27 protein-coding genes are annotated in these 24,493 nt (G+C 70.7%); 12 read left to right on the forward strand and 15 right to left on the reverse strand.

Going from position 1 to position 24,493, the window contains the following annotated elements; genetic code table 11:
- Positions 1 to 13: 13 nt before the first annotated feature.
- Genes JKJ07_RS35065 through JKJ07_RS35075 form a run of 3 tightly spaced genes read left to right on the forward strand, consistent with a single transcriptional unit; the run spans position 14 to position 4,010 of the window.
- Entirely contained in the window at positions 14 to 2,701 is a 2,688-nt protein-coding gene (locus JKJ07_RS35065; protein ID WP_202996246.1) for a hypothetical protein, read from the forward strand.
- On the forward strand, positions 2,688 to 3,320 hold the full coding sequence (locus tag JKJ07_RS35070) for an ABC transporter ATP-binding protein (protein WP_202996247.1): 633 nt from the start codon (positions 2,688 to 2,690) through the stop codon (positions 3,318 to 3,320). The genes JKJ07_RS35065 and JKJ07_RS35070 overlap by 14 nt, the downstream gene beginning before the upstream one ends.
- Before the next feature lie 15 nt (positions 3,321 to 3,335).
- Entirely contained in the window at positions 3,336 to 4,010 is a 675-nt protein-coding gene (locus tag JKJ07_RS35075) for a maleylpyruvate isomerase family mycothiol-dependent enzyme (RefSeq protein WP_202996248.1), read from the forward strand.
- On the opposite strand, the gene JKJ07_RS35080 is transcribed toward JKJ07_RS35075, so the two are convergent.
- From JKJ07_RS35080 to JKJ07_RS35105, 6 genes are all read right to left on the reverse strand, one after another.
- Positions 4,011 to 4,784 (reverse strand): SDR family NAD(P)-dependent oxidoreductase, encoded by a 774-nt coding sequence (locus JKJ07_RS35080; protein WP_202996249.1) that lies wholly within the window; start codon positions 4,782 to 4,784, stop codon positions 4,011 to 4,013.
- 58 nt (positions 4,785 to 4,842) lie between these two features.
- The gene (locus tag JKJ07_RS35085; protein ID WP_202996250.1) at positions 4,843 to 5,478 is read right to left on the reverse strand and encodes a TetR family transcriptional regulator; all 636 of its coding nucleotides are present in this window, start codon (positions 5,476 to 5,478) and stop codon (positions 4,843 to 4,845) included.
- The gene (locus JKJ07_RS35090; protein ID WP_202996251.1) at positions 5,475 to 6,137 is read right to left on the reverse strand and encodes a hypothetical protein; all 663 of its coding nucleotides are present in this window, start codon (positions 6,135 to 6,137) and stop codon (positions 5,475 to 5,477) included. Before JKJ07_RS35090 ends, JKJ07_RS35085 begins: the two co-directional genes overlap by 4 nt.
- A 59-nt stretch (positions 6,138 to 6,196) precedes the next feature.
- Positions 6,197 to 7,708: a glycosyltransferase family 2 protein gene (locus JKJ07_RS35095; RefSeq protein WP_202996252.1), complete on the reverse strand. Its 1,512-nt coding sequence runs from the start codon at positions 7,706 to 7,708 to the stop codon at positions 6,197 to 6,199.
- The gene (locus JKJ07_RS35100; RefSeq protein ID WP_236030397.1) at positions 7,705 to 8,352 is read right to left on the reverse strand and encodes a hypothetical protein; all 648 of its coding nucleotides are present in this window, start codon (positions 8,350 to 8,352) and stop codon (positions 7,705 to 7,707) included. The genes JKJ07_RS35095 and JKJ07_RS35100 overlap by 4 nt, the downstream gene beginning before the upstream one ends.
- Before the next feature lie 92 nt (positions 8,353 to 8,444).
- Positions 8,445 to 9,377, reverse strand: a complete 933-nt coding sequence (locus JKJ07_RS35105) for a helix-turn-helix transcriptional regulator (RefSeq protein ID WP_202996253.1) — start codon at positions 9,375 to 9,377, stop codon at positions 8,445 to 8,447.
- 61 nt (positions 9,378 to 9,438) lie between these two features.
- Here JKJ07_RS35105 and JKJ07_RS35110 point away from each other — a divergent pair, with 61 nt between their 5' ends.
- Positions 9,439 to 9,837, forward strand: a complete 399-nt coding sequence (locus tag JKJ07_RS35110; RefSeq protein ID WP_202996254.1) for a VOC family protein — start codon at positions 9,439 to 9,441, stop codon at positions 9,835 to 9,837.
- Between the two features lie 116 nt (positions 9,838 to 9,953).
- Here the strand turns inward: JKJ07_RS35110 and JKJ07_RS35115 are convergent, their stop codons facing one another.
- The gene (locus JKJ07_RS35115; protein ID WP_202996255.1) at positions 9,954 to 10,238 is read right to left on the reverse strand and encodes a hypothetical protein; all 285 of its coding nucleotides are present in this window, start codon (positions 10,236 to 10,238) and stop codon (positions 9,954 to 9,956) included.
- Between the two features lie 22 nt (positions 10,239 to 10,260).
- Here JKJ07_RS35115 and JKJ07_RS35120 point away from each other — a divergent pair, with 22 nt between their 5' ends.
- Positions 10,261 to 10,602 (forward strand): ParB N-terminal domain-containing protein, encoded by a 342-nt coding sequence (locus JKJ07_RS35120; protein WP_202996256.1) that lies wholly within the window; start codon positions 10,261 to 10,263, stop codon positions 10,600 to 10,602.
- Here the strand turns inward: JKJ07_RS35120 and JKJ07_RS35125 are convergent.
- From JKJ07_RS35125 to JKJ07_RS35140, 4 genes are read right to left on the reverse strand one after another with little or no spacing between them, the layout of a single operon-like run.
- A complete protein-coding gene (locus JKJ07_RS35125) occupies positions 10,526 to 11,053 on the reverse strand; it encodes a GNAT family N-acetyltransferase (protein ID WP_202996257.1) in 528 nt (175 codons plus the stop codon). The genes JKJ07_RS35120 and JKJ07_RS35125 overlap by 77 nt on opposite strands.
- The gene (locus JKJ07_RS35130; RefSeq protein WP_202996258.1) at positions 11,050 to 11,745 is read right to left on the reverse strand and encodes a Clp protease N-terminal domain-containing protein; all 696 of its coding nucleotides are present in this window, start codon (positions 11,743 to 11,745) and stop codon (positions 11,050 to 11,052) included. Before JKJ07_RS35130 ends, JKJ07_RS35125 begins: the two co-directional genes overlap by 4 nt.
- 51 nt (positions 11,746 to 11,796) lie before the next feature.
- A complete protein-coding gene (locus tag JKJ07_RS35135) occupies positions 11,797 to 13,563 on the reverse strand; it encodes a hypothetical protein (protein WP_202996259.1) in 1,767 nt (588 codons plus the stop codon).
- Positions 13,564 to 13,570: 7 nt separating this feature from the next.
- Positions 13,571 to 14,662 (reverse strand): MerR family transcriptional regulator, encoded by a 1,092-nt coding sequence (locus JKJ07_RS35140; protein WP_202996260.1) that lies wholly within the window; start codon positions 14,660 to 14,662, stop codon positions 13,571 to 13,573.
- 93 nt (positions 14,663 to 14,755) lie between these two features.
- Here JKJ07_RS35140 and JKJ07_RS51970 point away from each other — a divergent pair, with 93 nt between their 5' ends.
- Positions 14,756 to 15,097, forward strand: a complete 342-nt coding sequence (locus JKJ07_RS51970) for a ClpX C4-type zinc finger protein (protein WP_202996261.1) — start codon at positions 14,756 to 14,758, stop codon at positions 15,095 to 15,097.
- Here JKJ07_RS51970 and JKJ07_RS35150 read toward each other — a convergent pair.
- Entirely contained in the window at positions 15,094 to 16,245 is a 1,152-nt protein-coding gene (locus JKJ07_RS35150; protein ID WP_202996262.1) for a hypothetical protein, read from the reverse strand. The genes JKJ07_RS51970 and JKJ07_RS35150 overlap by 4 nt on opposite strands.
- Before the next feature lie 103 nt (positions 16,246 to 16,348).
- Here JKJ07_RS35150 and JKJ07_RS35155 point away from each other — a divergent pair, with 103 nt between their 5' ends.
- The gene (locus JKJ07_RS35155; protein ID WP_202996263.1) at positions 16,349 to 16,999 is read left to right on the forward strand and encodes an ATP-binding cassette domain-containing protein; all 651 of its coding nucleotides are present in this window, start codon (positions 16,349 to 16,351) and stop codon (positions 16,997 to 16,999) included.
- 214 nt (positions 17,000 to 17,213) lie between these two features.
- The gene (locus JKJ07_RS35160) at positions 17,214 to 17,981 is read left to right on the forward strand and encodes an SDR family NAD(P)-dependent oxidoreductase (RefSeq protein WP_202996264.1); all 768 of its coding nucleotides are present in this window, start codon (positions 17,214 to 17,216) and stop codon (positions 17,979 to 17,981) included.
- On the opposite strand, the gene JKJ07_RS35165 is transcribed toward JKJ07_RS35160, so the two are convergent.
- Entirely contained in the window at positions 17,905 to 19,086 is a 1,182-nt protein-coding gene (locus tag JKJ07_RS35165) for an MFS transporter (RefSeq protein ID WP_202996265.1), read from the reverse strand. The two genes, JKJ07_RS35160 and JKJ07_RS35165, sit on opposite strands and share 77 nt — an antisense overlap.
- Before the next feature lie 46 nt (positions 19,087 to 19,132).
- On the opposite strand from JKJ07_RS35165, the gene JKJ07_RS35170 reads away from it, so the two are divergent.
- On the forward strand, positions 19,133 to 19,459 hold the full coding sequence (locus JKJ07_RS35170) for a helix-turn-helix domain-containing protein (RefSeq protein WP_202996266.1): 327 nt from the start codon (positions 19,133 to 19,135) through the stop codon (positions 19,457 to 19,459).
- Here the strand turns inward: JKJ07_RS35170 and JKJ07_RS35175 are convergent.
- Positions 19,437 to 19,844 (reverse strand): peptidoglycan-binding domain-containing protein, encoded by a 408-nt coding sequence (locus JKJ07_RS35175; RefSeq protein WP_307834563.1) that lies wholly within the window; start codon positions 19,842 to 19,844, stop codon positions 19,437 to 19,439. The genes JKJ07_RS35170 and JKJ07_RS35175 overlap by 23 nt on opposite strands.
- Positions 19,845 to 19,988: 144 nt before the next feature.
- Positions 19,989 to 20,993: a LacI family DNA-binding transcriptional regulator gene (locus JKJ07_RS35180; protein WP_236030398.1), complete on the reverse strand. Its 1,005-nt coding sequence runs from the start codon at positions 20,991 to 20,993 to the stop codon at positions 19,989 to 19,991.
- Between the two features lie 174 nt (positions 20,994 to 21,167).
- Here JKJ07_RS35180 and JKJ07_RS35185 point away from each other — a divergent pair, with 174 nt between their 5' ends.
- From JKJ07_RS35185 to JKJ07_RS35195, 3 genes are all read left to right on the forward strand, one after another.
- On the forward strand, positions 21,168 to 22,451 hold the full coding sequence (locus JKJ07_RS35185; RefSeq protein WP_202996372.1) for an ABC transporter substrate-binding protein: 1,284 nt from the start codon (positions 21,168 to 21,170) through the stop codon (positions 22,449 to 22,451).
- A gap of 106 nt (positions 22,452 to 22,557) precedes the next feature.
- Entirely contained in the window at positions 22,558 to 23,331 is a 774-nt protein-coding gene (locus JKJ07_RS35190) for a carbohydrate ABC transporter permease (protein ID WP_307834564.1), read from the forward strand.
- A gap of 2 nt (positions 23,332 to 23,333) precedes the next feature.
- On the forward strand, positions 23,334 to 24,152 hold the full coding sequence (locus JKJ07_RS35195) for a carbohydrate ABC transporter permease (protein ID WP_307834565.1): 819 nt from the start codon (positions 23,334 to 23,336) through the stop codon (positions 24,150 to 24,152).
- Positions 24,153 to 24,493 lie beyond the last annotated feature (341 nt).

Here is a 24,493-nt window from a genome sequence, read left to right on the forward strand (position 1 = left end):
CAGGATGGCTCGCATGCTGGTGAGGGCCGCGTTCGGTGCGCTGTTTCGCGCCGGTCTGTGGTCGGTGCTGGTCGTCCTGGCCTTCGTGGTGGCCGGCACTGCCTGCGCCGCCCCGGCCATGTTCGCCGAGGCCGGGCGTAACGCGGCCTTCCAGGCGGGCCGCGACGCGGTGCCCGGCACGGCCAGGCAGGACGACGCGGCCCTGGTCCGGCTGACCGGCTCCCGCTCCCCGCGCAGCGCCGGCCAGCAACGGCTGCTCACCGAGCTGCGCACAATCCCGCACCTGTCCGAGCCACGGCTCGACGGCGGCTCGGCCGGCAAGGAGCTCTCCTGGTCCAAACCGTGGTCGTCGACAGTCGAGACCGGCGCGAAGAAGGAGCAGGCCCGGCTCTACGCGGTCACCGACCCCGCCGCCGAGCTGGTCGTGGCCGACGCCGGCGGACCCCCGGGCGGTGTCTGGCTCCCCGAGCCGCTGGGATTCCGCCCCGGCGAGACTGTCACGATCACGGTCGACAAGAACCGCGCCACCGCCACAGTCACCGGCCTCTACACGGTCGTTCCCGGCGGACGCCGCCCCGCCGACCTGCCGGGCAGCCAGTCGTGGGCCCTGCGCGACCGTGACCTGCCGTTCGACTCGAAGTCGACCTCGGTCAAGGCCAACCTGATCATCGCGGACGTGCCCACCACCGAGCGCCTGGCCGAGCAGATCCACGACCAGATCCTGTGGTCCGCCGAATCCACCCTCGATCCGGGCGTCACCCTGGAGGAGGCGCGCGAGACCGGCCGCGGCGTCGCCCAGCTGCGGCGGCGGGTGGCCGGGCAGAGTTTCGACGGCGGGCAGGACGCGGTCGAGGGCCGGCTCGCCAGCGGCATCGGCACCATCGCCGAGCAGGCCCGCGTGGCCTCCGAGACCGTACGGCAACGCACGCGCCCGATCGAGTGGGCCGCCATCACCGTCGCGCTCGGAACCGTCCTCGCGATGGTGCTGCTGTCGGTGCGCCGCCGCGTCGTCGAGGTGCGGCACGCGGTCGGCTCCGGGGTCGTGCCCGCCGCCGTGGGCGGGCTGTGGCTGGCCGAGCATCTGCTGCCCGCCCTGCTCGGGTCGGCCGCCGGCTGGGGTGTCGCCTGGCTGCTCGTCACGCAGGCTGGGCCGCCGGGTCCGGTCACCGCCACGTCGATGCTGCCCGCGCTCGGCGCGGCCGGGCTCGCGGCCCTGGCCGGGCTCGTCATCGCGGCCGTGGTGCCCGCGCTGGCCGCGGCCCGGTACGTTCGCCCGCTGCCCCCGGCCACCCCGCGCCGGCCGCTGCCGTGGGCGACCCCGGTGCTCGTGATCGCGCTGGCCGCGGGCGCCGGGCTGGCCGGGTCGCAGGATCAAGCCGTACGGAATGTGGATCTGCTCGTGCCTTTGCTGGCCCTCGCGGCCGCCGGTGTGCTGGCCGGGCTGCTGCTGACCCGGCTGACAGGATTGCGCCGCTCGTTCCGCGCCGGTCGGCTGCGTGGGGCCGGCTGGCTGACCCGGCGGCGCCTGGCCGACAACTCGGGCGAACGACGGCTCGCGGTGGCCGTGATGACCGCCGGGCTGGGCATGCTGCTGTTCGCTTTGTGCGCGATGACCGCGGCCGCCACGACTGTCGACGATCGGGTGGCCGTGCAGGCCGGCGCCGAGTTCGTGGCGGTCCTCGACGGCGGCTCGGCCCAGCTCGACCCCGGCGCGGCCGAGGTGCCGGAAGAGCCAACCAAAGATCCAGTTCCCGGCGTACGCACCCCGCCGCTGCCCGCGTACGCGACCGTGGTCTGGCGTTACGACCTCTACTCCGACCTCGACGGCACGCAGCGCGACCTGCTCGTGGTCGACCCGGTCAAGTTCCGCGAGCTCGCCCTGTGGGGCAGCGGCCCCGACCTGGCCCAGGCCCGCGCCGCGCTGGCCCGGCTCGAAGCCGCCCCGGAGGCCGGCCGGATCCTCGCGATCGCCGCCGCCGACCCGGCCGCGGCCACCGAGAGCCGCCTCCCCGCCGACACCGGCTCCTGGAAGGGCATGCTCGACGTCGTGGCCCACGTCGCTGCCTTCCCCGGGCTCGACGCCAAACCCACGTACGTGGTCTCCGAAAGCTCTTTCTTCCCGCACCTCGGCTCGGCCGACCCGCGCCTGGCCGCGCGCGACCCCAACGCCGCCGACGGGGCCTTCGTCCGTACGCTGATCTGGAGCTCGCAGGGCATCGACAAGCTCGACGTCCAGCCGGAGAGGGTCAACACCGCGGCCGCCGTACGCCAGCGCGACATCTACGTGGCGGCGAACCGGGCTCGCGGCTATCAGGTCGCCGTCGCCGCCTACCTCGCCCTGCTCGCCGTCCTCGCCCTCTGCGTGCACGCCCAGCGCACCGCCGCCACCCGCCGGGCCAGCGACCTCATGCTGATCCGGGTCGGCCTCGGCCGTGGCCGTGCCCTGCGCGCCCGCCTGCTCGAACTGTCCCTGCTCGCCGCCGTCGCCCTGGCCGGTGCCGTCGCCGGCGTGGCCGCGCTGCTCCCCCTGGGCACCCGCCTGCTCGACGACGAGCCCCTCCGTCTCCCGCCGCTCCACTTCGACCTGACCGTTCCCGCGCTGGCCATCACCGCCGCCGTGACCATGGCCGCCGTCTTCCTGGCCGCCCTGTTCACCACCAGCCGCTCTGCCGAGGAGGCCTCCTACCGTGACGACGGCTGATCTCGTACGCCTCGACCAAGTCACCCACGTGCGCGGCGCCACCACCGTGCTCAGCGACGTCTCGTTGTCACTGCCGTCGGCCCGCCTCGCCGTCCTGGCCGGCCGCTCCGGCTCGGGCAAGTCCACCCTGCTGCACCTGATGGCGGGCGTCATGCCCCCCACCTCGGGCACGGTGCTGGTCGACGGCAAACCCGCGGTCTCGCACCACGAGTGGGACAGGGTGGCCCTGCTCCCCCAGCGCCCCGCCCTGGCCCCCGAGCTCACGGTCGCCGAAAACGCGCACCTCCCCGCCCGGCTGCGCGGCCGCACCCCACCTCCCGACCTGCTGACCCGCCTCGGCCTCGACCCCCTGGCCGACCGCCCCACCCACGACACATCCCTCGGCGAACAACAACGCACAGCCATCGCGCGCACCCTGGTTCTGACCCCCGCGGTCGCCCTGCTCGACGAGCCCACCGCCCACCAGGACGACGAACACGTGTCCCTGGTCCTCGACGCCCTCACGTCGGCGGTCACCGAGGGCACCCTGGTGCTGGTCGCCACGCACGACCAACGCATCATCGACCTGGCCGACGACCTGCTCCCCCTGCACTCGGGCCGCCTCGAGGTCCCCGCCTAGCGATTGCGAGAACCCATGGCCCTCGACCATCTGGCGCTCCTGCACGACGAGCTCGCCGCCTTTCAGAACTGCCTGACCGGCGACCTCTCGGCTCCCGTCGAGCATTGTGGCGACTGGACGCTGCGCGATCTCGTCGTGCATCTGGGGCAGGAGAACCTGTGGGCGGCCACCGCGGTCAGCGAGCGCCGGGGTGACTACGTCGCGGAACCGCCGCCGGCCGACCTCGTGGGATGGTTCGCCGGCACGGCCCGTACGCTCACCGCCACGCTCGCCGTGGACCCCGCGACCGAGGCGTGGACGTTCTTCCCGCCGAGCACGGTCGGCTTCTGGCGACGCCGCCGCTGCCTCGAGACGCTCGTGCACCGCTGGGACGCCGAGCAGGCCCTCGGCCGGCCGGGCCCGCTCGATCCCGAGCTGAGCGGCGACGGCATCGCCGAGGTCGTCGACGGCTTCGTGCCCAGGCAGATCCGGTTGCGCCGGATGAGTCCGTTCCGGGCCGCCGTCCGGCTCAACGCCACCGATCTGCCGGCGTACTGGATCCTGGGGCACGGTGACCCGGTTGCCGAGCTCTCCGGGACGGCGGCCGACCTGCTGCTGATGCTCTGGGGTCGCCGGCCCGTGCCCTGGGACAGCCTGTCCGGCGACGAGGCGGCCGCGCGTGAGGTGCTCCGCGGTCCGCTCGTGCCCTGATCAGCCGCCGAACGTGCGGTTGCCCATCGCGAGCACCATGCGCCGGGGCGCGAACCGGGAGCTGTTGGCCACCACCGCGTTGAGCATGCCGTCGATCCGGCTCGGGCGGCCACGGTCCAGCGCCTGCATGGTGCTGGCGACGACCTGTCGCACGTTGCGGCGGCGGCCGAACGCGGCCTGCTCGCCGGCCACCTCGAAGAACTGGGTCTGCGTGGCGCCCGGGCTGATTGCCAGGACCCGTACGCCGGACGGCTTGACCTCGGCGTGCAGCGCCTCGGTGAAGGACAGGACGAACGCCTTGGTCGCGGCGTAGACGGCCAGATGCGGCACCGGCTGATAGGCGGCCGTGCTGGCCACGTTGATCACCGTGCCCCGGCGGCGGGTCACCATGCCGGGCAGCAGGCGCCGGGTCAGGTCGACCAGCGCCACGCAGTTGAGCTGGACCATGGTGGTCAGCCGGGCCGGGTCGGCGTCGACCAGGTCGCCGTGCAGCCCGAAGCCGGCGTTGTTGACCAGCACGTCGATGGCGAGGCCGAGCTCCTCGACCTGGCCGCCCAGCCGCTCGGCGGCGCCGGGGACTCCCAGGTCACTCGCGATCACCTCGACCTTGCGGCCGTACTCCGAGCGGATCTCCTCGGCGAGGCGGTGCATGACCTCCTCGCCGCGGGCGACCAGCACGAGGTTGGCGCCGCGGGCGGCGAATTCCTTCGCGTACGCGGCGCCGATGCCGCTCGACGCGCCAGTGATCAGGGCCGTCTGTCCGGTGAACTGCATGATGCTCTCCTTAGAAACCGGGCGGTTGGTATGTTTTTTGGGTACGGGAAAGCCCCGCTCAACGGGGCACGACTAACGCCAGCTCCACGAGGGACTGACAGGTACGAATCCGGGCGGCGAAAGCGGGGCCACCCTCGGCGCCGGGCTCGAGGACGTCGGTCAGGTCCTTGATGCCGTCGAACGCGCCGACCAGCACGGCGGCGATCTGCTCGGGATCGAGCCCGGAACGCAGGTCACCGTCGGCCTGCCCGCGACGGACGATGTCGGCGATCAGCGCGACCCACTCGGCCGGCGTCTTGGCCACCTCGGCCGCCAGCGCCGGATCGGCCGCCAGCTCGCGGGTCAGCCGGGTGATGCTCCAGGCGGCCGGCTCCCGCTCGTGCAGATCGAGCATCGCCGGCACAAGCGCGCGCAACTGCTCGACAGCGGTGGGTTCGGAGAGGACGCGCTCCCCCACCTGAACCAGCCACCGCCCCTTCTGCTCGCGCAGCACGGCCAGTGCCAGCTCGGCCTTGCTCGCGAAATGGAAGTAGAACGCGCCTTTGGTCAGCCCGGCCGCGGCGATCAGGTCGCTCTGCGTCGTCGCCACATAGCCACGCTCGGCGAAGATCCGCCCCGCCGTGCGCAGCAGGTGCGCCCGCGTCGCCTCCCCCTTGGGGGTTGCCGGTGCCCGCAGGGCCCTGTCCGCTGTCATGCCCCCAGTCTAAAACCGACCGGCCGGTTTGTACATACCGGCCGGTCGGTTTTTTTGGCTAAGGCCGGGATCTCCCGCGCGGGCAGAAGGCCGCTCGCGCGCAGGGCCGTGACCACCCCCGGCGCGATGAAGTGGACGAGGCCCTCATTACCGCCGGTGTAGAGGGTGTGAGCGCGTACCGACGTGAGCGGTTCGAGGAGCTGGTTGACCGTCGCCAGCGGCCGGACCGTGGCCGTCGCCCAGGCCTCCCTGGTGTCCCAGTCCGCCTGGGTCCAGACCGTGCACTCGATGCCGTTGATCGTCACAACGTACGTGTCATCGATCCGGATCGTGGACGCGTCGACCGTCAGGCCCAGGCGGGTCAGAACCGGCGCGAGCGAGGCCAGGAAGCGCTCGACCCCGCCCTCGGCCAGCGACTCCCCGTCCGCGAAGAACGTGATCCGCTCGAACAGCAGGTCGAAGTCGAACGGATAGCAGCCGGTCGCGACGTCCGCCCGGGCCGCCGCGCGCTCCGCGGCTGGGAGGTGGTCCCAGAGCCCGTGGCGGTCGAGTTGCGCGGCGAGTGCACGATGGCGTTCGTCGCCCGTCCACGAGCCGGCCGGTATCGAACGGGAAGAGCCACTGACGAACAGGGTCGAGCCGTCCTTCGAGCGGAACATGGCCAAAAGATAGCCCGGCCGATCGAACCGATCGGCCGGGCTACGGGGAACAGCGAGGATCAGACGGCGAAGCCGCGGTGGCGGCGCACCAGCTTGCGGAGCATGAAGATCGTCTGGGCGATCGTCGCGATGTACAGGATCGGCCAGCCCAGCGACAGGATCGCCGACTGCACGCCCACGCTCTGCTGGGTCCAGGCGAAGACCGCGCCGCCCATGATGGCCAGCAGGACGATCAGCGGCATGACGTAGGCCGAGCCCTTGCCCTTCTCGGCGTTGGCCTGCGCGGCCCAGTTGTCCTGGTCGGTCTTGGCCAGGAACTGCGCCCAGGCCGAGACGAAGTGACCCATGCGGATCCACATGTACAGCTCGGCGGGCACCATCAGGGCCGCGTACAAGAGGTCCGAGGCGCTCTTGTCCTTCATGGCCAGGGCCAGGCGCAGGTTGAGCAGGATGGCCACGGCCGGCGGGATCAGCCAGATCGGGTTGAAGACGAAGGCGTCGATCGACAGCGCCGCCACGAGCAGCAGCAGGAAGCCCAGCCGCGAGGCGATGTTGAAGGCCATCGAGATGTTCTCGAACCAGCGCAGCCGCAGGTTGGGGTGCAGCGGCTGGCCCTTGCTGTCGCCGCGCTGGCCGGGCCAGAACAGGTCGATGGCGCCGAAGTTCCACTTGACCTGCTGGCCGTGCAGCGCGCGCAGGTTGGTCATCGGGCCGACGAACGCGCGGGCGGTGGCGCTGATCTTGGTGCTGTAGCCGGCGTCCTTGATCTGCAGGGACAGCTTGCTGTCCTCGACCTCGGAGTCGCGCACCCACGGCGCCTGCTGGTGGTGGCGCACCATGACCATCTCGAGCGCGCGCATGTTGAACAGGCTGCACTGACCGCCGAGCACGGCCATGTTGCGGCCGCGCAGCAGGTTGTCCATGTTGAACGCGGCGAACTGCGCGCGCTGCCCGGCGACCAGGAACCGCGCCATCAGACCCTTGCGGTTCTTGTCGATGGTGTAGATGGCGCTCAGGCCGCCGATGCGCGGGTCGTCGGTCATCTCCAGCTCGAGCCGCTCGACGGCGTCGCGGGCCAGCGTGGTGTCGCCGTCGACGCCGAGGATGAAGTCGTAGCCGCGGGACAGGAAGTAGCCGTAGTTGAGCGCGCCGACCTTCTTGTCGGGGTTGACGCCCATGTCGTGCACGTGGATATGCGTGACGAACTCTTCGCCCTTGACCGAGCGGGTGTGCTCACCCTCGAAACTCCGGGCGATCTCGGGGGTGTCGTCGTCGGTGTTGTTGATGATGACGTGGATGACGTCGGGCAGCCGGGTCTGGGCCAGCAGGCTCTTGAGGACGTCGGCGATCGTGTCCTGCTCGTTGTAGCAGGGGATGATGCAGCTGATCGTCGCGTGCCGGGGCGCGTTGGCGGCCCGGGCGGCGAGCTCGCCCGACACCGTCTCGACGGTCTCCAGGTCGGTCAGCTGCGGGGTGGCCGGCGGCAGGGCCAGCTGTCCCGCCCGGGCGCTGCGCGGCAGCAGTTTCTGGCGGTCGGAGGCCCGGCGGAAACCGGGAACGGTGTCGGTCACTGGGTGTCACCATTCGTGAGCAGCGGCAGGGTCAGGGTGTCGAGGGCCGTCGAGCGGTAGTAACTGTTCGACTTGGGTGCGGTCTCCACGAGGAGATCCAGCCGGATGGTCAGCGTGAGCGTCTTCGCTCCCGCGGTGGCCGCCGGCAACGTCACGACCGTGTTGTAGGGATACGGCGGGGTGACGTCGAACTTGCCGCTGTCGGTGGCGACCTCGGCCCGGGTGGTGCCGTCGTCCTGCGTCACCTGGAACGTGGTGAGCCGGACCCGGTGGGTGCTGTCGGTGTCCTCGATGTGCGCGGCGACATTGATCGTCTTCTGCGACTCGGCGGTGTAGAGCTTCGCGTTGTCGGACGTCCAATAGGTCAGCGCGACCGAGAAGGTGCCCTGCTTGAGGCTGTGGGTGACGGTGCCCGTGTCGAGCGGCCCGCTGGCCCGGGCGGGCAGCTTGACCGCCTGGGCCGGGGCGGACGCCGAGGCGGACGGGGACGGTGAGGTGCTGCTGACCGAGCCGCCGGGGAGAAGCGGCTTGCTGCTGCTGGTGACCTCCTTCAGGCTCGCGCAGCCGGTCAGGCTGCCACAGAGCAGGGCGGCTGCCATGCCGAGGGGAAGAGCGGCTTTTACACCGGCGAAGCTACGAGTCATTCGTCCTGTCCCGCGGGGGTTCGGTTCGGGTCTGGGGACGTTGCAGATCGGCTGCCGGGCCGCGTTGTTGAGCAGTCGAGCTGTGACCGTCGTCACTCAGCGGCGTACCGGGCGCTCAACTCCGCACCGATACGAGCAAGTTCCGCCCGTACGGAGGCAGGTTCGAGCACTTCGACCGTCGCGCCCCACCCGGACAGCGTTCGCGCGACATCGAGCGGTGTGGGCGCACCGACCCGGACGCGCACCCGGCCGTCCGCCAGTTCGTCACCCGCGTGGCAGTGCCGCCCGAAGTGGTCGCGCAACACCCACACGAAACGCGCAGGAATGAGCACTGTGGCCCACGTCCGCGACCGCCTTTCCTCCATCGCGCCGACCACCTCGCCCCACGCCGCGTCGAGGTCGAAGCCGTCCGGCCGCGCGAACGTCTCGGCCGTCACCTCGAGCCCGGCCAGCCGGTCGAGCCGGAACGTGCGCTGCCCCTTCGCGGTGCCGGCGATCAGATACCAGACCCCGTCCTTGTCGATCAGTCCCCACGGATCGGCCGTCCGCGCCGCGCCCCGATAGTCGAACCGCACCCGCTGCTGCCCGACGACCGCCGCCTGCAACTGCCGCACCTCGTCCGGCCGCTCCCGCGAAACCGCACCCCAGCGCGCAGGATCGATCAGGGTGGCGTCCGCCGCGGCCTGGGCCGGCGTCCGATACGTCTCCGGCAGCGCCCGCATCAGCTTGCGCAGCGCCGCCTTGACCTCCTCCGACGACTCCGCCGCCGGCCCGGCCAGCAGGAACAACGCCTGCGCCTCGCGGGCCGACAACCCGCTCAGGTCGGTCCGAGCCCCGCCCACCAGCTGCCAGCCGCCATGCCGCCCCGGCTGCGGATAGACCGGGATGCCGGCCGCCGACAACGCCTCGAGGTCGCGCCGGGCGGTCGCCACCGAGATCTCCAGCTCCGCGGCCAGCTCGGCCGCGGTCACCCGCCCCCGCGTCTGCATCAGCAACAGGGTCGCCACCAGCCGGTCCGCACGCATGCCCAAATCCTGCCCGGAAAAGTGCTCAGAAGGTGAGCACTTATTGTCCGAGGATGAGCACATGACCGCACTTCGTGGATTCACCACCGTCACGTTCTTCGCCGACGACCTCGACGCCGCCCGCGAGTGGTACACCCGCGTCTTCGAGCTCGAGCCCTATTTCGTCCGCGACGGCGCCTACCTCGAGTGGCGCGTCGGCGACTACGAGCACGAGTTCGGCATCCTCAACGCCGCCTACGCCCCGCACCCGCACTCCCCCGCGGCGGCCGGCGCCATCCTCTACTGGGCCGTCGACGACGTCGAAGCCGCCTACCGACGCCTGCTCTCCCTCGGCGCCACCGACCACGACAAGCCCACCGAACGCGGCCCCGGCTTCGTCACCGCCTCCGTCCAGGACCCGTTCGGCAACATCCTCGGCGTCATGCTCAACCAGCACTACCGCGACGTCCTGGCCCGATAACCCCTTCCCCGTACGCCACGTCGCCGTCCCCAACCGCACTGACACCGAACCGGGGGCTCCTCGCGACGTACGGGAAACGCAAGGCCGTAGCGCGACCGCCGGGACGTTGCCGGTGGTCACGCGGGCGGCAGTCCCCCGTCGATCACCAGCGTGCGCCCGACCGGGTCAACCGCAAGCCAGTCGCTCGCCTCCTCGCCCGGCAACAACGCGGCCCAGTCATCGCGCCCGTTCCGCCGGAGCGTGAACCGCCACGCCTCCTGCCCGCTCGCCCCGCACCAGGCCCGGCCCCGGATCTCGTCGGCGTCGTACTCCTCCGCGACCAGCCCGTCACACCACAAGAACCCGGGCAGCTCAGCACTGACCAGATACTCCAACCGCCCCCAGAACTCCCGTTCCTCCACGTCCCCTGTTTAGCATCGCCGCATGGCGCACACAGTCTCGCTCGGCGACCGCGGCTGGCACGTCGAGACGATCTGGCGGGCGGCGAGTGGCCTGCCGGTCCACGACCTGCCGCTCGAGACGATCCCCGAGCTGGACACGGACTGCTGGTTCAACGGCCACCCGCCCACGGTCCGCGCGATCATCGACCACACGCGCCGCATCCAGGAGGCCGACCTGACCAGGCCGGTCATCCTCTCCGCCGGCGGTCAGGTGCTCGACGGCATGCACCGCATCGCCAAGGCCGTCCTCATCGGCCGGGCGACCGTTCCGGCCCAGCGCCTGCCGGCCGACCCGGAGCCGGACTGGTGTCCCGAACCGGCATGACCAGCGTCCGCACGAACTCGGCCGCACCTTCGCGCCGATAGAACCGGACGGCGTCGTCGTTGCCGGCCAGCACGGAAATCCTCATCACCGTGACGCCCAGCCCGGCCAAGTGTTCGCGGGCGGCCCGCAGCAACTCCCGCCCGACCCCCGTGCCGCGCCCCTTCTCGTCGACGACCAGGGTCTCCAGCACGCCGACGTCGTCACCCCACTGCCACGAGCCCGGGGCGTGCACGACGCGGACCATCGCGTAGCCGATCGGCCGGTCCTCGTAGCGCGCGATCAGTAACGCCGTCCGGGGATCCCGTTGCCACTCCAGGTATTGCGCCCGCCGGAGCCGCCACGACTCGTCCGGGGTGCGCGCGGCGCCGAACTCTTCCAGATGCGCGGCCGCGGCCCGGTGATGCAGGTGGAGCTGGCGCCAGAGCGGCTCGATCAGGTCGACGTCGCTCATGCGGCCCGGGCGGCCGTGATCGCCGTTTCCGCGACGGCCTTGTCGACGCCCAGGCCGGAGAGCACGCCGGCGCCGTCCTCCAGTTCGAGCAGGGCGAGCAGGATGTGCTCGGTGCCCACCTGGGTGTGGTTCATCCGCAGCGCCTCCCGGAAGGTCAGCTCGAGGGCCTTCTTGGCCTGCGCGTCGAACGGGATCAGCGCGGGCACCGACTCGGCCGCCTCCGGCAACGCCACCGCCGCCCGTACGGCGTCGAGGGTCACCCCCTGCGAGACGATCGCCCGGGCGCCCAGCGCGGCCGGGTCGGCGGCCAGGCCGAGCAGCAGGTGACCGACGAGGATCTGGTTGTTGCCGCGGTTGCGGGCCTCCTCCTGCGCGGTCACGACGACCTTGCGGGCCCGCTCGGTGTACCGGCTGAACGCGTTGCCCGCGCCGAGATCGTTGTCGCTCTTGGGCACGAACCGCTTCTGGGCCGCCTGCTTGGTGACGCCCATGCTGGCCCCGATCTCGGTCCACGAGGCGCCCGAGCGGCGCGCCTGGTCGACGAAGTGCCCGATCAGGTGGTCGGCCACGTCGCCGAGGTGGTCGGCCGCCAGCACCGCGTCGCTGAGCTGGTCGAGCGGGCCGGTGTGCGTCTTCTTGATGGCCGCGATCAGGTCGTCGAGCCGGACCGCGTTGCCGATGGCTTCCGTCATGCGTCAACCATAGGTTGACGTCATCCCGACCGTCAACCCGAAGTTGACGCTCTACGTACGCCGCTTTCGCTCATCTTCGATCGCCGGAATGACCTCCTCAACGCGCAACCGGCGATATTCGTAGTTGTCGCCGTGTCCGCGATCGATGTCGAACAGGCTGAACGTGTGCTCCCAGCCGTGACCGGTGAACGCCTCGTCGCGCTCGTGGCCGTCCGAGGTGGCTGATCGGCGCACCACTTGCACGGTCTTGTGCGTCATGTCGCTCACGACGGCGTAGTACTGGTAGATCTTCGGCGCGTCGGGCGCCAGCAGCCGGCGCACCAGGGCGATGTCGTCCGCGGCCGCCGCCAGCACGGTCGGCCAGGGCAGCCGCAGCGCGTCGCCGGGAGCGGTCAGGGCCGGCCACAACGTCATGCCGGGCTCCTCGGTGAGCACGCCGAAGACGAACGCCCGCGTCGCGAAGCCGGCGTCCCCGGGTTCGAGGGCCAGGCCCAGCAGCAGCCGCAGCAGGTGCCGGGCGTCGCCGAAGCGCATCGGGCCGCCATCGGTCAGGGCGGCCGGCATCGGATCGGCCCGCACCGCACCGCCCGGCTCCGGGGTCAGGGCGAGCAGCGGGCCGGCCGGTCCGTCGGCGGCCAGCACCGTCTCGCCGGTCCAGGTCGCGGCGACGGCGGGATCGCGCGGCCACTCGGCCCACACCTTGTCGCCGAAGCCGAGCACGTAGCGGCCGGCCGGGTCACGCAGGACGACGTCGGGACGGCCGAGATCGCGAGCGGCGGCGGCGAGCCGATGCCGGCGCAGGGCCGCGGCCTCATCCCGTACGGGAACCAGGGTTTTGCGCCATGTCCGGGCCACCTCGCCCGACCAGCTCGTGACGGCCGTGATGAGATCGGCCGCGCGAGCCCGGTCGAGGTGCGGCTGCGGCGGCTCACGGCCGATGATGCGCGCCGACGAGTCCTGGAACATCAGGAAGGCCAACCGGCTCGCGGCGGCGGTCCAGGGCTCGACGCGCGGATCGTCGCGGTCCATGTCGCGGGCGGCCGCCCGCAGGGCGATGATCTCGTCGGCGGCCCGCTCACCCCGGTCGGCAGGCACGACGACCTGGTCGAGCAGTCGTCGCAAGGGCTCGGGCGGCCGGGGCGGACGCGGCCGGGCCGCCAGATACCAGCCCTCGGCCCGGTCGGGCAGGCGCGCATGACCGGCCAGCAGCTGCTCCAGCACGATCTTGTGCTCCCGGGCCAGGGCGGCCCAGGCCAGCGGGTACGACTCCGGCAGGCCGCCCCGCATCGCCGTCAGCAGCAGGGCCTCGCTCCGGCCCCACTTCTTGCTGTCCGGCACCGTCACCGTCCGCCCGCGCTCGGCCAGCACCGCGCGAGCCGTCTCCACCGTCGCGGTGCCGCCGGCCCAGATCGGCAGGTCGGCGCCCAGATTCCGGCCGATCTTCGACGCCCCGTGCCGGCCGCCGCCCAGGTCGACGAACTGCGGTGCCCGCACGCGGACGAACGGGCCGGCCGCGCGTTCGTGGGCGAGGTTGTCGAGGTAGACGGTGTCGGGCTCGACGAACAGCGTCGCGGGCCAACGCTCCGGGGTCAGCAGCCGGCTCAGCAGCTGACCCTCGACCGACTGGAAGAACACGTACGGGCCGTCGTCGAGCCGTACGAAATAAAGCACCGGCCCGTAAGCGGTCTCCCAGAGAATGACGTAAACGGTCACGTCCACCCCGTCGGCCGTGATCTCGAGCAGGTCGTGCACCACCTCACGCGGCCGCCGCTCGTGACGAACTCGGCGGGTCAGCCACGGTGCGCGCGAATCGGCCATCACCCCATCATGCAACGAGCAGGCGAAGCCCCAGCTCGGCCGCGTCCAGGGCGGCGACGTCGCGGTTGCGCTCGGCCCACCGGCCGCTCGCCAGGTCTTCGCGGAGGGCGTCCACGGCGCGTTGCTCGGCCTCGGGCCCGACGATCGTCCACACCGATGCCGCACGACGCACGGAAGTGTCCAGATAGGCCTCGGGCCGGCGCCAGTACGCCTCGAAGAAGCCGTCCGCGCAGTCCCACGGGATCAGCACCGGTTCCGCGCGGCCACCGATCGCGCCGGTCAGGTCGGCCAGCGACGGCCAGTTCACGAGCAGCTGAGCGAACTCGGGCAGGTAGTCGCGGGTGAGCCAGAACCTGCTCGCATCCGCCTCATGAGTGAGCACGACCACGCGGCGGGCCACCCGGCGCATCTCGCGCAGCCCGGCGAGCGGATCCGGCCAATGATGGACGGTGCTGACCGCCATCGCCGCGTCGAACGACTGGTTCTCGAACGGCAGGCTGCCCGCCGCCGCGGCCACGCACGGCGCCGCGTCCGGTGGACGTTGCGCGCGCATCACGGCCGACGGCTCGACCGCCGTGACGTCACGGTCGAGGGGCTCGTACGAGCCGGTGCCCGCCCCGACGTTCAAAACTGTGCGTGCGTCGCCCAGCGCCGCCCAGATCTGCGCGGCGATGCGCGGCTCGGTGCGCCGCGTCGCCGGGTAGGCCGATCCGATCGTGTCGTACAACATTCTCAACTGCTCCTCCGGTGTAGTCCTGATGCCCCGGGCCCGCGCGTCCAGCTCACGGTCGATCGCCGTCACCATCGCGGCCGCCCGGTCCCGCTGATCCGCCAGCAGCCCCCGCAGCCGCCGCAGGTGCGCGACCGCGTCGGTGGCCGGGTCGTCGACCAGGTCGGCGATCTCCCGCAGACCGAACCCCAGGCGCCGGTACGCGAGCACTTCGCGCAGCCGTTCCACATCAACCGCGGCGTACGCCCGATGCCCGGCCCCCGACCGCGCGGTCGGCCGCAGCAGCCCGATCTCGTCGTAGTGATGCAGCGTGCGCACGGTGACCCCGGCCAGCTCGGCCACCCGCCCCACACTCAGGTGCTCTTCCACAAGCCCGACTATGGCCCCTGACGCGACGTGAGGCGCAAGAGCTTGTCCTCACGGATGCGTCAGGGTTAGCCTGACGATCGATCGGAGGTTGCCATGGAATTAGAGATGCGGTGCTCCTTCTGCGGCAAGAAGCAGGAAGAGGTGGCCCAACTGATCGCCGGCCCCGGTCCGGCCATCTGCGACGAGTGCGTGCGGCTCTGCAACGACGTGCTCGCGGGCAAGCGCCTCGAGGGCGTCCGCCTGTGGGAGGACCAGACCGACGAGGAGCTGATCGCGACCATGGTGCGGGTCGCGTCGCTCAAGCAGCACGTCGACCGGGCGGTCGGGCGTATTGCGCGTTTGCTGCGAAGCCGGGGCACGACATGGACGGCCATCGGCGAGGCGCTCAGCATCACCAAGCAGTCGGCCTGGGAACGATTCTCCGGCGAGGACTAGCGCACCAATGTCCGATAGACCGCGTGCACGAGGATCGGGCGGCGGATGCTGGCCAGCACCGGCTCGAAGAACTCCTTGCGGTATTCCGTGTTCGTCATCGAGGTCGTCGAGAACGACACCCCACCGAACGAGGCGAGCAGCGCGGCCAGCTTGAACAGCGCCATCGGCAGGCCGAGCACACCCGACGGTTCCGGTTCGGCGCCGATCCAGGCGGCCGCCGTCTCCGGTTGCACGGTGATCAGGCCCAGCGTGGCGAAGAAGAGGAACAGGCCCAGCCCGATCACGGCGGCCTGCACCAGCTGCCGGACCGTGAGCAGCACCAGCACGTTGAGGGCCTGCCGGTCGGCCAGCGGCTGCACGTCGACCGGCTCGATCTCGACGTCGGCCAGCGGGGTGCCGGCGCAGGCCTCGACCAGGTCGTCCCGGGTCGGCGGCGGCCCGACCGGATCCTCGTCGTAGCCCCGCACGACCCGCCACGTGGCCAGGGCGACGATGACGGTCAGCAGGGCCAGCACGAGCCAGACCCGGGGCCAGGGCAGGGCGTCCAGCAGCTGCCAGAGCTCGCCGGTGAAGAACAGGAACAGCGTGCCGAACAGCACCACCGGCAGCGAGCGCCCGAACGAGCGCGGAATGTCGGCCAGCCCCTTGGCCAGGTCACCGACGGCGTGGCGGAGGGCGGCGAAGACCCCGTACGAGGTGGCCAGGAACCCGCCGGCGAACGTCACCCCGAAGGCGAACAGGCCCCCGACCCCGACGAGCAGCCACGTCTGTCCTTCGGCCGCCACCTCCAGGCCGAACGCGCCCGGACGCACCCGATAGAGCAGCGAGCCCCCGGCGATGAACACCGCCGCGAAGAACACGCCCACCCCGATGGTCCCGGCCCGCCCCAGCCGCGGCGGCCGGCGCCCGTTCAGTCCCCCGGTGAACGGCCAGACGAGTGCGGTCACGAGCAGCGGAACACCCAGCGAGACGAGCGTCCCCACGGAGGCGGCCTGCAGGAGCCAATAGAAGGAGGCGCCGGTCAGGAACGGCAGCATCCGCGGCACGACCTGCTCGCGTGCGGTGAAACCCGAGATCAGCTGGGGCAGGCCGGCCTGCACGAACCAGCGCTCGGTGCGGTTGATGGTCGCCGCCGATGATCCGCTCACCGGTTGATCGAACCATGATGACGCCCGCCGGTGGACAGCCGCCCGCAATGCCTACTAGTTTAGTGGGCGTTACGGGGGAACGGCGCGCGGAACAGAGGTCGGCATGAGCATGCGGGTGGAGTTCGACCGGGCGTCGGTCACCAGAGACGGCCGTCGCATCCTGCACGAGACCACCCTGACACTCGAACCCGGCACGCTCACCGTGGTGGCGGGCGCGGCCGGTTCGGGCAAAACGACGCTGCTCGACCTCGCGGCCGGCCTCGCTCCCACTGCCGGCGTGGTGAAATTCGACGGCACATCCGTACGCGACCTGGCCGCCGACAGTTTCCCGAGGGGCGTCACGGTCGTCACCGCCACCCCGTTCCTGGTCGCCCCGTCGATCCGGCAGAACCTCGCGCTCGGGGCCGCGTACGAGGAAACGGCTCTGTGGCAGGCCCTGCGCGTGGCCGCCATCGAGGACCTGCCCGACGGCCTCGACGCCGCCGTCGTCGACCCCTCGCTCCGCCCCCGCCTGGGCCTGGCCCGCGCCCTCCTTCGCCGCCCCCGCCTGCTGCTGCTCGACGACCCCCTGGCCGCCCTGGACGAGCGAACCGAGCGACAGGTGCTGGAGTCCCTGGCCGCCCTCGACATCACCGTCCTGGCCACCACAACCCGCCCGGCCGTCGCCGAAGCAGCCCACCAGGCAGCGCTGCTGGAAGCCGGCCACCTGACCCCGATCAGCACCCCCTCCAGACCCACGTACGCCGCCGCCTGATCACCCGCAAGCGCCCCCCAACCGCACTACACGCCTCCCCAAGCGCATTACCCGCCCTCCCAGGGGGTCCCCCGACCCCCGGCTTCGGCTCCCTCGTCGTGCTCGGAGCGAATCGATTCTGGCGCAAAAGGCCGATCTTGGCGGACGTGCCTGTGGATAACCGTGCAATGTGGATAACCCCGGAACCCGGCCCGCCGAGCCCTAAACTGCGGCGATGAAGCTGGACGACAAGACGATCGTGCTGACCGGTGCCACCAGCGGCATCGGCCTGGCCACGGCGCACGCCCTGGCCGGCCGGGCGGGGCGGCTGATCCTGCACGGCATCGAGGAGACGTCACCGCTGGCCGAGGGCGGCAACGTCGCCTACTTCCAGGCCGACTTCTCGTCCCTGCGGGCGGTGACCGAGCTGGCCGAGCGCATCCGCGCCACGGCGGGCCGGGTCGACGTGCTCGTCAACAACGCGGCCCGCCCCGGCCCCGAGCTCCGCACGATGTCCGGCGACGGCCACGAGCTCACGTTCCAGACCAACTACCTCGCGGCGGTGGCCCTCACCCAGCAACTCGGCACGCCGGACAGGGTCGTGAACGTCTCCTCCGCCACCCATCTCTCCGCGACCCTGCACCTCGACGACGTCGACCTGACCCACCATCGCTACGCGCCCGAGATCGCGTACGCCCAATCGAAGCTCGCCCTGGTCGCCGAGACCTGCCGGCTCGCCGCGACGCTGAAAGACACCGGACGTACGGCCGTGAGCGTGCACCCGGGCATCATCAGCACGGCCCTGCTGCACGCCATGTTCGCCATCCGCGGCGACACCACCGAACAGGCCGCCGCCACCCTGGTCCACGTCATCACCCGCGAGAACGACAACGGCACGTATTACGACGAGCGCTCCCCCGCCGCCCCTAACCCGATCGCCCTCGACCCGGTCTTCCAGCAGCGCCTGCGTGAGCTGACCCAAGCGGCGATCGGCGATCGATGAGAGCGCCCGCCGCGAGCAGGCCGCAGCCCAAGACCATCACGCTGAAGGCGTTCAGCGCGACCCCGAGCGTGGTCATCGAGACAACCAGCGCGGCCGCCAGGGCACCGCCCACCGCGGCCACGGCATCGCTCGCGTAGAAGGTGGCGGCCACCCGCCCCAGCACGGCATCCGGGGTGTCAGCCTGCAGCCGGTACGTGATGGCGACCGTCGCGATCACCCCCGGCACCCCGGCGAGGGTCGCGGCCACGACGGCCACCCCGATCGTGGTGGCGTTCACCATGACCAGAAAGCAGAGCCCGACGGCCGAATACGCGACTGTCAGGATGACCCGGGTGCCACATCGCCGGAGAATGCGGCCGCTGATGGCGGACCCGGCGACGTAGCCGACGCCGAGACCCGCGATCAGATAGCCGAGCGCCGCCCCGGAACCGTGCAGCCGGGTGACGGTGAACGGAACAAGCAGGGCGGTCAAGGCGGCGTTGCCGGTCCAGTAGACCCAGCTGGTGGCCAGCATCCCCCGCAGCAACGGCGACGCCAGCACCTGCCGCACCCCCACCGGTGTCGCGCTCAATGCCGACGGCGTGAGGGCGAGCCCCGCAATGATCACCGCGGCGACGACATAACTCATCGCGTCGACGATCACGACGAGCTCGAACCACCCCCGCGCGGTCAGAAACGTCCCGATCACCGGCCCGATCATTCGCAGCACACTGTCGCTGAAGGCGGTCAGCGCGTTGGCCGAGGCGAGATCCGACGTCACCGCGGGCAGAACGGCTCGCAGCGCCGGCCGCAGGAAGCACACGGCCACGCTCTCGCCGAGCAGCCCCGCGAAGACGAAGCCGACGTGCCCCGGCAGCATGAGACACACCGCCCCCGCGGCCGCCAGGTTGGCCCCGACCAGGATCGTCCGGCGCGGCCAGCGGTCGATCACCACCCCGGCCCACGGCCCGATCAGCACGGCCGGCGCCGCCTGCACGGCCAGGGCCAGCCCGGTCGACATGGCCGAGCCGGTCAGCCGGTAGACCTGCACCGGCACGGCCATCACCAGCAGCCACGACCCGAGCGAATCGATCGTCGTGGCCATCCACAGACGCCGGAAGCCCATGCGCCGAAGCTATTCCCACAGAACACTTCGTGGCAAGATGTGTTCTGTGGAGATAGCCGAACTTGGCGAGCAACTGAAGCAGAAGCGAGTGGAGAGTGGCCGGACGATCGCTTCCGTGGCGGCGGAGGCCGGCCTCTCGGTGCCCTACATCGCCAACCTCGAGAACGGCCGCGGCAACCCCACTCTCGCCGCTGTCAACCGCCTGGCCGAGGCCCTGGGCCTGCGTCTGTCCATCATCGACACCCCGGAGTCACGGCTCCTGGAGGTCATGACCCAGCTCAAGGGCAGTCCGCTGAACGAACGCGACCGCCAGCGCCTGCAAGACGTGACGACGCTGATCGCCGGCGCGATCAGCCCAGATACATCCCGCTGATCAGCGACTGCCACGTCATCGGCCCGACGATGCCGTCGACGGCCATGGCCGGCTCGTCGTTGTCGCGCAAGAACTCCTGCCAGCCGACGACGGCGGTCTCGGTTCTGGGCCCGAAGACGCCGTCGACCAGCGGCGCGTTGTTCGGGTCCTCCGACTGGTTGCGCGTCTGGAACTCGTCCTGCACCGCCTTGACGGCGTCGCCGGTGTCGCCCCGGCGCACGGTCACCACCAGCGCCTGCCACGTCTTCGGGCCGACGATGCCGTCCACGGTCAGCTTCGCCTGCTTCTGGAACGCCCGCACGGCGGCGTCGGTCAGCGGCCCGAAATCGCCGTCCACGGTCACGGTGAAACCGCGCGCCCGCAGGTGATACTGCAGACTCGGCACCGGATGCGCCTTCTCGCCCTTCCTGATCTGCGGCCACGGTTGTAAGGCCATCACGACCATCTCCTCCCCATCACCGCCATCCTCACGCGGGGTAGTTCAGGTCCAAGCTCTGAGTCACACTGCCGACACGCCGTTGGCACGTCGTCACCGCAGCGGGGCGGTCGACTCCCTGGTGACGAGCTTGCCCGGGAACTTCTCGATCCCCGAGCCCAGCGTGCCCCCGATGGCCGCGAACAGCCGCTGGGCGGCGACCCGGCCCAGCTCCTCGAGGTTCATGTCGACGGTGGTCAGCGGCGGACGGGCGTTGGCGACCAGGATGTTCCAATTGTCGTAGCCGACCACGGCCACCCGGCGGGGCACGTCGAGGCGTTCCTCGTGCAGCACGTCGAGCACCCCGCGGGCGATCTCGTCGGAGCCGGCGAAGATCGCGTCGACGTCGGGGCAGCGCTCCAGCAGCATGCGGGTCGCGCCCCGGCCCCAGGCCTCCGACCACATACCGAACCAGACCTCGCCGCCCGCGATCTCGAGCCCCTCCTGCGCGAGCCGGCCCAGGGCGCCGCGTGCGCGATCCTGCGCGGCGCCGTAGGTCGCGTCGCCGGTGATGTGCGCGATCCGGCGCCGGCCGCAGCGGATCAGGTGGTCGACGGCCAGCCGGCCACCGCCCTCGTTGTCGCTCACGAGCGACAGGTCACGCGGGTCGTCCGAGGGCGCGTACGCGTAGATGACCGGAACCGGAAGATCCCGGCCGAGCGAGGGACGGCTGTCGGGCCGCGCGCCCACGACGATGAGCCCGTCGACCCGGCGGGACAGCAGCGCGCGCAGGTGATGGCGTTCGCGGATGTTGTCGCCGCGCGCGTCGCACAGGAACACTGACGTCTGATCGGTGCCGAACGCGTCCTCCGCGCCCATCAGGATCGGGATCGAGAAGCGGCCCTCCAGGTCGGACGTGAGCAGCCCGACCGTTCCCGTGCGCTGGGTGATCAGCCCCTGCGCGAGGGTGTTCGGCGAGAAGTCCAGTTGCGACGCTGCCTGCATCACACGTTCCCGGGTCGACGCGCGCACCTGTGGTTGCCCGTTGAGCGCCTTGGACGCGGTGGCGACCGACACGCCGGCCAGTCGCGCGACGTCGCGCAGGGTCACTCGCTCCAAACTCGACCACCCCCAGAGGAAAAACCTTGACAGCAAAATACCCGCCGGATTACGTTCCTGAAAACCTTTTCGGCACGGCTCGGCCCGGACTAGGAAACGGGATGAGCTGGCGAAACAAGCTGTCACCATACTCCCCGTGGTTCATCCGACGAAAACGGAGGATCACTCTTGAGAATGCGGAGAACGCTGGCCGTCGTGGCGATCGCGGGCCTGCTGGCCTCGGCCGCGGCGTGCGGCGGCGATGACGACAAGAACGCGAGCGGTGGCGAGATCACCGCCGAGGGCGTCGACGACGGCACGGAGCTGGCACTGTGGACTCGCGCGCCGCTGGAGCTGCAGGCGAGAAAGCTCGTCGAGGCGTACAACAAAAGCCACAAGAACCAGGTCAAGCTGACCATCGTCCCGAACGACGACTACGTCGCGAAGGTGGGCGCGGCGGCCGGCAGCGGCGATCTGCCCGACCTGTTCGCCGCCGACATCGTCTACGTCCCGAACTGGACGAAGGCGGGCCTGTTCGCCGATCTCACCGATCGGATCAAGCTCCTCCCGTACGCCGACAAGATCAATAAGGGACACCTGACGGCCGGCACGTTCGAGGACAAGCAGTATGTGCTCCCGTTCGTCCTCGACCTCTCGGTGATCTTCTACAACAAGAAGCTCTACAAGGAAGCCGGGCTCGACCCGTCGAAGGGGCCGACCACCATCGACGAGTTCAAGGAGCAGGCGTTGGCCGTCCAGAAGCTCGGCAAGCCGGGCGTCTTCGGCACCTACTTCGGCGGCAACTGCGGCGGCTGCAACGTGTTCACCTGGTTCCCGATGATCTGGGCCAGCGGCCAGGACGTCATGAACCCCGAGGGCACCCAGTCCCTGCTCGACGGCGCGGCCGCGCAGAAGGTCTACGCGACGTGGCGTGAGCTGCAAGAAGCCGGCGCGATCGCCCCGGGCGCCAAGGACGAGACCGGCGCGACCTGGGTGGCCGCGTTCCAGCAGGGCAAGGTCGGCGTGATGCCGTACCCGGCCACGCTGCTCTCGACGGCGGCGAAGACGGTCGATGTCGGCGTCGTCGGAATCCCGGGCGTCGACGGGGGCGCCTCGACATTCGTGGGCGGCGACGGCATCGGCATCTCGAAGGACTCGAAGAAGAGCGAACAGGCCTGGAACTTCCTGACCTGGCTGACGTCCGAAGCCGCACAAGTGGACGTTCTCGCGGCCAATGACAGCACGGTTTCCCGTACGGACCTGGCCGACAACAAATATGCGCAGAAGGACCCGCGGGTCGTCACGGTCAACCAGGTCGCCGCGTCGGCGCAGAGCAAGACGCCGGTAGCGGTCAACTTCCAGCAGGCCTTCAACGCCCCCGGCAGCCCCTGGATGACCCTGGTCCGCAACCAGGTCTACGGCGATCCCTCGACCCTGGGCAAGGACAATGCCGCGCTCACTGACTCTCTCGCCCAATAGGGCGGAGGTGGCACCGACGCGCATCCGGTCCGCGAGCCGCTCCCGTAGGGCGTGGACCGGATGGGCGTACGCCGCTCCGACCGCATTGTTCGTTGTTGTCTTCTTCGTGCTGCCGATCGTGCTCGTCGGGCGCATGTCAGTGTCGGACTGGGGCCTGTTCGCAGGCAACCGCGGCTGGAACGCTCCCGAGAACTTCACCGAAGCCGTGGGCGACCGGCTGTTCTGGCCCGCGGTCTGGTTCACGGTGAAGTACACCGTGGTGACGACCGTGATCCTGCTCGGGCTCGCCCTCGGCCTGGCCCTGCTCGTGCAGGAGTCGTCGCGATGGACCGGCATTCTCCGTACGTCGTTCCTCGTGCCCTCGGCGCTCGGCCTGGCCTCGGCGTCGTTGCTCTTCTACGCGCTCTACTCGCCGCAGGCCAGCCCGTTCCCCGGCCAGATCTCGTTCCTGGGCACGCCTTCGTCGGCCCTGTGGTCGACCGTGGCGCTCATCGTGTGGCGGTTCGCCGGCTTCTACATGCTGCTGTTGCTGGTCGGCCTGCAAAGCATCCCCGGCGACGTGTACGAAGCTGCGCGTTTGGACGGCGCCGGCCGCTGGCAGACGTTCCGGCACGTGACGCTGCCGCTGCTCAGGCCGTCGCTCGCTTTGTGCACGATCCTGTGCGTCACCGGTTCGCTGCTCGCCTTCGACCAGTTCTACATTTTGACCAAGGGCGGGCCGGACAACAGCACGGTCACCATCGTGCAGCTCGTTTACAACATGGCCTTCCAGGGCCAGAACGACCTCGGCCGCGCCGCCGCCCTCTCCATCGTGGTGCTCGCGGCGCTGCTCGTCGTCAACCTCCTCCAGTTCCGCACCCTGCGCGGGAAGGAGCGCTGACCGTGTCCCGACTGCTCATGCGGACGCCGCAGCACGTGCTCGCCGGCGGGCTGGCCCTCATCTTCCTGTTCCCGCTGGTCTGGGCGTCGCTGGCCTCGGTCTCCCCGCAGGCCGGCACCCAGCAGACGGACGGCTGGGGCTTCGCCAACTACGCCACGCTCGCTCACTATCAGGCAGGAATCTGGCGGTACTTGTTCAACTCGCTCGCCATCTCGCTCATGACCGTACTGTTCACTTTGCTCGCCTCGGTCACCGGCGGCTACGCGTTCGCGATGTTCCGCTTTCCCGGGCGCAACGCGTTGTTCCTGCTCACTCTGGCCATCCTCATGGTCCCGTACGCGACCCTGCTGATCCCGCTGTACGTCCTGCTCAACAGCCTGGGCCTGCAGAACTCGCTCATCGGCCTCGCCCTCGTACTCTCGATGTTCCAGCTGCCGTTCGCGACCTTCATGATGCGCATCTCGTTCGAGGCCGTCCCGGGCGAACTGCGCGAAGCTGCCCTGATCGACGGCTGCGGCTCGTTCCGGGCCCTGCAACGCGTGCTCATCCCCGCGGCCAAGCCCGGCCTCATCACGGTCGGACTGTTCGCCTTTCTGGCCGCGTGGAACGACTTCATCACCCCGCTGGTGCTGATCAGCGACTCCGACAAGGTCCCCCTCCCCCTGGCCGTAGCCAACCTGCGCGGCCAGGTGATGGGCATCGTCGACTACGGCGCGACCGAGGCCGGCGTGGTCGTCCTCGCCCTGCCCTGCATAGTCCTGTTCCTAGCCCTCCAGCGGCACTACGTCCGCGGCTTCATGTCCGGCGCTCTCAAGGGTTGATGCTCCCGTGACTGCTTCCCACCCAGCCGCCCCCGGCGGCTCCCCCACCACGCCCACAACCAGCCAAACCCCGGAAGGCGCCCCCACCACACCCACGGACAACCCCACTCCGGGCCCAACCCCGAACAGCCCCCGCGTCACCGCCACCGACAACCCCGCCCAGGCCCCGGACTCGGACAACGCAATCGCCACGGCCACCAACACCTCCGACCGGGCTCCTACTCCGGGCGGCACCCTCGCCGCGGCCACCAACAACCCCAGCCGAACTCTCATCCCGGCAGGTACATCCGCCGCGGCCTCGAACAATGTTGCGCGCGGCGGTGCGTTCCTGAGCGAAGGTG

This window comes from Paractinoplanes lichenicola (genome assembly GCF_016785085.1).
Lineage (GTDB): Bacteria > Actinomycetota > Actinomycetes > Mycobacteriales > Micromonosporaceae > Actinoplanes > Actinoplanes lichenicola.